The organism is Micromonospora sp. LHW51205 (assembly GCF_003315815.1).
GTDB classification, from domain to species: domain Bacteria; phylum Actinomycetota; class Actinomycetes; order Mycobacteriales; family Micromonosporaceae; genus Micromonospora; species Micromonospora chalcea.
The window spans coordinates 79,647-86,145 of the sequence record NZ_QMEZ01000013.1 but is presented as its reverse complement, the minus strand read 5'-3'; the positions used below and the strand labels follow the sequence as shown (position 1 = coordinate 86,145).

Here is a 6,499-nt window from a genome sequence, read left to right as displayed (position 1 = left end):
TCGAGGTACGGGGCCAGGGCCCGCTGACACTCCGCCAGACGCGCGTCGAACACCGGCGCACGACCCACCAGACCCGCCGCCATCCGCGCCGACTGCGCACCCTGACCCGGGAACACGAACACCGCACCCGCGCCATGCGACAGAGCCGCCGCCGCGACCACGTTGCCGGCCGGCGACCCCGACGCCAGAGCGTCCAGCCCCGCCAGCAACTCCTCCGCGCTCGACCCGACCACGACCGCCCGCTGGTCGAACGTCGACCGGGTGGCGGCGAGGGACCAGCCCACCGCCGCCGCGTCCACCTCGCCGTGCTCGCGCACGTACTCCGCCAGGCGAGCCGCCTGGCCGGTCAGGGCACCCTTCGACCGCCCCGACAGCGGCCACACCACGACGCCGGAGGCCACGAGCCCGGGGCCCTGCTCGGCCGGAGCGGCAGCCACGGCCTGCGGCTCGCCGGCCTGCTCGATGATCACGTGGGCGTTGGTGCCGGACATGCCGAACGACGACACCGCCGCCCGGCGCGGCCGGTCCACCACCGGCCACGGCCGCGACTCCGTGGCCAGTTCCACCGCGCCGGAGGTCCAGTCGATGTGCGGCGACGGCTCGTCCACGTGCAACGTCGCCGGTACCACGCCCTCCCGCATCGCCAGCACCATCTTGATCACACCGGCGACGCCCGAGGCGGCCTGCGTGTGGCCGATGTTCGACTTGATCGAGCCGAGCAGCAGCGGCGCGCCGCCCTCGCGGCCCTGGCCGTAGGTCGCCAGCAGGGCCTGCGCCTCGATCGGGTCACCGAGCGTCGTGCCCGTGCCGTGCGCCTCGACCACGTCCACATCCGCGCTGCCCAGCCGGGCCCCCGCGAGGGCCTGGCGGATCACCCGCTGCTGCGACGGGCCGTTCGGGGCGGTCAGACCGTTCGAGGCGCCGTCCTGGTTGACCGCCGACCCACGCACCACCGCCAGGACCCGGTGCCCGTTGCGCCGCGCGTCCGACAGCCGCTCCACCAGCAGCACGCCCACACCCTCGCCCCAGCCCGTGCCGTCCGCACCCGCCGCGAACGCCTTGCACCGGCCGTCGGCCGCCAGGCCCCGCTGCCGGGAGAACTCGAAGAAGGTGCCGGGGGTGGCCATGACCGTGACGCCGCCGGCGAGGGCGAGGTCGCACTCGCCACGCCGCAGCGCCTGCACCGCCAGGTGCAACGCCACAAGCGACGACGAACACGCCGTGTCCACCGACACCGCCGGCCCCTCCAACCCCAACGCGTACGCCACCCGGCCCGACACCACACTGGCGGCGTTGCCCGTGGCCCCGAACCCTTCGGCCTGCTCCCCCGCAGCCATCAGCAGGGCCCCATAGTCCTGACCATTCGTGCCCACGAACACCCCTGTTCGCGAACCCCGCAGAACCCCAGGCTCAACCCCTGCCCGCTCGACCGCCTCCCACGAAACCTCCAGCAACAACCGCTGCTGCGGATCCATCGCCGCCGCCTCGCGCGGCGAGATCCCGAAGAAACCGGGATCGAACTCGCCGGCCCCGTGCAGGAAGCCGCCCTTGTCGGCGTACGTGGTGCCGGGGTTGGCCGGGTCGGGGTCGTAGAGCCGGTCGAGGTCCCAGCCCCGGTCGGTCGGGAAGTCGCCGATCGCGTCGACGCCGTCGGCGACGAGGCGCCACAGCCGTTCGGGGCCGTCGACGCCGCCGGGGTAGCGGCAGGCCATGGCGACGATGGCCACCGGCTCGTCGTCGCCCACGGCGGCCGGGACGGCGACGGGAGCCGCCCCGGCGTCGGCGCCGAAGAGGCCGGCGAGCAGGAAGCGGGACAGCACCACCGGGGTGGGGTGGTCGAAGACCAGGGTGGTGGGCAGCGCCTGCCCGGTGGCGGCGACGAGCCGGTTGCGCAGCTCCACGGCGGTCAGCGAGTCGAAGCCGAGGTCGCGGAACGCGGTGGTCGCGCCCACGGCGGCAGCCCCGCCGTCGTGGCCGAGCACGTCGGCGGCGAGTTCGCGGACCAGGTCGGCGACGGTCTCCTCGCGGCGGGCCGGGGTCAGCGCGGCGAGGCGCCGGCGCAGCGTCGCCGCCGGGCCGTCGTCGCCGTCGTCGGCCGCGCCGCCGTCGAGGGCGGCCCGCGCCTCCGGTACGCCCTCCAGCAGCGGCCGGCGGCGCGCGGAGGCGTACGCGGGGGCGAACCGGGTCCAGTCCACGTCGGCCACCGTCACTGTGACGTCGTCGTGGTCGAGGGCCTGCTGCAACGCGGCCATGGCGACGGCCGGGTCCATGGCGGGCAGGCCCCGGCGGCGCAGGTTCCGCTCGGCGTCGGCGGCGTGCATGCCGCCGTCGGACCAGGGGCCCCAGGCGATGGCGGTGCCGGCCCGGCCGTCGGCGCGCCGCCGCCGCACCAGCGCGTCCAGGTAGGCGTTGCCGGCCGCGTACCCGGCCTGCCCGCCACTGCCCCAGGTGGCGGCGATGGACGAGTAGACGACGAAGGCGTCCAGCTCCCGGTCGGCGAGCAGGTCGGCGAGGTGGGTGGCCCCGGCGGTCTTGCCGACTGTCACCTCGGCCAGTTCGGCGGGGGTGACCTCGGCCAGCGGGGTGGCCTGCGCGACGCCGGCGGTGTGCACGACGGTGCGCACCGGCGGGCCGTCGGCCTCGACCCGGTCGAGCAGGTCGGCGAGGGCGGCCCGGTCGGCGATGTCGCAGGCGGCGACGGTGACCCGGGCCCCGAGGCCGGCCAGCTCGGCCTCCAGCTCGGCGGCGCCGGGGGCGTCGGGTCCGCGCCGGCTGACCAGCACGACGTGCTCGGCTCCGGCGGCGGCGAGCCAGCGGGCGGCGCGCGCCCCGAGCCCGCCGGTGCCGCCGGTGACCAGGGCGGTGCCGGTGGGCGTGAACCGGCGCGCCGGCGGACGGTCGCCGAGGGCGGCGCGGACGAGGCGGCGGGCGAAGACGCCGGGGCCGCGTACGGCGAGCTGGTCCTCGCCGGTCGAGCCGGTGAGGATCGCGGCGAGCCGGAAGGCGGCCCGGTCGTCGGGGTCGGACGGCAGGTCGACCAGGCCGCCCCAGCGGTGCGGCGCCTCGACGCCGACGACCCGGCCGAGGCCCCAGATCGCGGCCTGCGCCGGGTCGGCGAGCCGGTCGTACGAGGCGGCGGCGACCGCGCCCCGGGTGACCAGCCACAGCGGCGCTGCCACGCCGGCGTCGCCGAGCGCCTGCACGAGGGCGAGGGTGGTGGTCAGGCCGGGCAGGACGGTGCCGTCGGCGGTGCGTGGTTCCCCGGCGAGCAGGGACACGACGCCGGCGGGCTCGGCGCCGGCGAGGGCCGCCGCGAGGCCGGCCCGGTCGGCGTCCGGCTCCACCGTCAGCGGCAGCACGTCGGCGCCGGCGCCGGTCAGCGCGGCCCGGACGGCACGCGCCACCGGGTCGTCGGCGTCGTCGGCGGGCAGCGCCAGCAGCCAGGTGCCGGCCAGCCGGGCGGGGGCGGGCTCGGGGGCCACCTGCCATTCCTCCCGGTACCGCCAGCCGTCGAGGACCGAGTGTTCCTGCCGCTGCCGCCGCCAGTCGGCGAGGACGGGCAGCAGGGTACGCAGCGACTCGGCGGCGGCGGTGTCGGTGACGGCGAGGGTGTCGCGCAGCGCGTCGAGGTCGGCGCGTTCGACGGCTGCCCAGAACCGGCGGTCGAGCGCGCCGGCCCCGCCCGTCGTGGTGTCGTCGGCGGGCGCCTCGGCCGGCACCCAGTAGTGCTGCCGCTCGAACGGGTAGGTGGGCAGGTCGACGAGCCGGCCGGGCCGGCCGGCGAGGACGTCCGCCCAGTGCGGCGGCGTGCCGGCGACGTGCAGTTGGGAGAGGGCGGCGAGCAGGGCACGGCGGTCCGGGCGGTCCCGGCGCAGCACCGGCACCACCACGGCGGAGGCGGCGTCGGTCTCGATCCCGGCGAGGGTCTCCTGGACGCTGGCGGTGAGCACGGCGTCCGGCCCGACCTCCACGAAGGTGCCGACGCCGTGGGCGCGCAGGGCGCGTACGCCGTCGGCGAAGCGGACGGCCTCCCGGACGTGGCGCACCCAGTAGCCGGGGTCGGTGAGCTGCGCCGGGTCGGCCAGCTCGCCGGTCACGTTGGACACCACCGGCAGGGTGGGGGCGCGCAGGTCGAGGCGGGCGGCGACGGCAGCGAACTCGGCGAGCATCGGCTCCATCAGCGGGCTGTGGAAGGCGTGGCTGACCCGCAGCCGCCGCACCTTCACCCCCCGGCCGGTCCACAGTTCCGCCAGCTCGTCGATGGCCGCCGCGTCGCCGGAGACGACGACGGCGTCGGGGCCGTTGACGGCGGCGAGGGCGACCCGGCCGGTCAGCGCGGCGATCGACTCGGCGACCCGGGCCTCGTCGGCGGCCACGGCGAGCATCGCGCCGCCGGTGGGCAGGTCCTGCATGAGCCGCCCCCGGGCGGCGACGAGGGCGCACGCGTCGTCGAGGCTGAGCACGCCGGCCACGTGGGCGGCGGTCAGCTCGCCGACGGAGTGCCCGGCGACCATGTCGGGGGCCAGGCCCCAGGAGCCGAGCAGCCGGTGCAGCGCCACCTCGACGGCGAACAGCGCGGCCTGGGTGAAGACGGTCTGGTCGAGCAGGTCGGCCTCGGCGGTGCCGGGCTCGGCGAACAGCAGCGGCTTCAGCGGCCGGGGCAGCCGGTGGTCGAGGTGGCCGCAGACCTCGTCGAGCGCCTCCGCGAAGACCGGGTACGCCTCGTACAGCTCCCGGCCGGCACCGGCGCGCTGGGCGCCCTGGCCGGAGAACAGGAACGCGACCCCGCCGCGTTCGGCGGCGGCGCCGGTGACCAGCCCGGGGGCGGGCCGGTCGTCGGCGAGGGCGTGCAGCGCGGCGAGCAGGCCGTCGCGGTCGTCGGCGAGCACGACCGCCCGGTGCTCCAGGGGCGAGCGGGAGACTGCCGAGGTCCAGGCGACGTCGGCCGGGCGCAGGTGCGCGTCGTCGGCGACGTAGGCCGACCAGCGCTCGGCCTGGCGGCGCAGCGCGGTGCGGGTGCGGCCGGTGAGCAGCACCGGCGCGGGCGCGGGCGGCACCGGGTGGTCCGCCTCGACGCCGGCCGGTTCGGGCTGTTCGAGGATGAGGTGGGTGTTGGTGCCGCTCATCCCGAACGACGAGACGGCGGCCCGGCGCGGCCGGTCCACGGCCGGCCACGGCGTGGCCTCGGTGACGAGGGTGACCGCGCCGGCGGCCCAGTCCACATGCGGGGTGGGCTCGTCGACGTGCAGGGTGGCCGGCACGACGCCGTGCCGCATCGCCAGCACCATCTTGATCACACCGGCGATGCCGGCGGCGGCCTGGGTGTGCCCGATGTTGGACTTGATCGAGCCGAGCAGCAGCGGCGCGGCGTCGCCCCGCTCCCGGCCGTACGTGGCGAGCAGCGCCTGAGCCTCGATCGGATCGCCGAGGGTGGTGCCGGTGCCGTGCGCCTCCACCACGTCGACCAGGTCGGGGGTGAGCTTCGCGCCGGCCAGGGCCTGCCGGATGACCCGCTGCTGGGACGGGCCGTTGGGGGCGGTGAGGCCGTTCGACGCGCCGTCGGAGTTGACCGCCGAGCTGCGGATGACGCCGAGCACGGGGTGGCCGTTGCGGCGGGCGTCGCTGAGCCGCTCCAGCAGCAGCATGCCGACGCCCTCGGACCAGCCGGTGCCGTCGGCGGAGGCGGCGAACGACTTGCACCGGCCGTCGGCGGCGAGGCCGCGCTGCCGGGAGAACTCGACGAACGGGCCGGGGGTGGCCAGCACGGTCGCGCCACCGGCCAGGGCGAGGCCGCACTCGCGCTGGCGCAGCGCCTGGCAGGCGAGATGGATGGCGACCGACGCCGACGAGCAGGCGGTGTCCACGGTGACCGACGGGCCTTCGAGGCCGAACGTGTACGCCAGCCGACCGGACACGACACTGGCGGCGGTACCGGTCAGCACGTACCCCTCGACGCCGGGCGCCCGGTGCAGCACGGCGGCGTAGTCCTGCCCGGAGGTGCCCACGAAGACGCCGGAGCGGCTGCCACGCAGCGACAGCGGGGCGATGCCGGCGCGTTCGAACAGCTCCCAGGTGACCTCCAGCAGCAGCCGCTGCTGCGGGTCCATGGCGACCGCCTCACGCGGCGAGATGCCGAAGAGCGCGGCGTCGAACTGCCCCGCGTCGCGCAGGAACCCGCCGGCGGTGGTGTACGAGGTGCCGGCGTTGTCCGGGTCGGCGTGGTAGAGCCGGTCCAGGTCCCAGCCGCGGTCGGTGGGAAAGTCGCCGATGGCGTCCCCGCCGGACGAGACGAACTCCCAGAGCTCCTCCGGCGAGCTGATGCCGCCCGGGTAGCGGCAGCTCATCGCCACGATCGCCACCGGCTCGGACTCCTCGGCGGTGACCTCGCGCAGCCGTTGGCGGGTCTGCTGCAGCTCGGCGACGACGCGCGTCAGGTATTCGCGCAGCCGATCTTCGTCCGCCATGACATCTCGCTTTCTCGTGACACCACAGATCCCCG

General features: G+C 76.7%; 1 pseudogene. It reads right to left on the bottom strand.

Going from position 1 to position 6,499, the window contains the following annotated elements:
• Positions 1 to 6,446: pseudogene (locus DQE82_RS29590) on the bottom strand (type I polyketide synthase); the annotation flags it as partial.
• Positions 6,447 to 6,499 lie beyond the last annotated feature (53 nt).